This window comes from Bacillus sp. SIMBA_074 (assembly GCF_046534555.1).
Taxonomy (GTDB): Bacteria; Bacillota; Bacilli; order Bacillales; family Bacillaceae_G; genus Bacillus_A; species Bacillus_A mycoides.
This window is the reverse complement of record NZ_JAWRYM010000458.1, coordinates 1-275: the sequence shown is the minus strand read 5'-3', so window position 1 is coordinate 275 and position 275 is coordinate 1. Positions and strand designations below refer to the sequence as shown.

The window sequence follows — 275 nt, the reverse complement described above, 5'->3', positions numbered from 1 at the left end:
CCCTTGATTCAGCGATTTCTATAGCTTGTTGTAAACGACGGTCGTTATCCCCGACTACAGTATGGTAAAAAACATTGATTCCCATTTCCGCAAACTGCTGCGATAGGAATCTCCCATTAGTGTTATTGATTTGTCCTAAAAGAAGCTCAGAGCCCACTGCAATGATTTCTGCATCCATCTTTTCAAAACCACCATTCGTTTTACTTGGAATTAACAAATACTTCTTTGTTTTTTATAAAATAATCCAAACCTGACCATATTGTAAAAATCAATGC

The 275-nt window shown here is 36.7% G+C and carries 1 protein-coding gene; it reads right to left on the bottom strand.

All coding sequences use genetic code 11. From position 1 onward, the window contains the following. The coding region (locus tag SB773_RS31570; protein ID WP_410594258.1) for a molybdopterin-binding protein at positions 1–178 on the bottom strand (178 nt) is incomplete at its 3' end. Positions 179–275 lie beyond the last annotated feature (97 nt).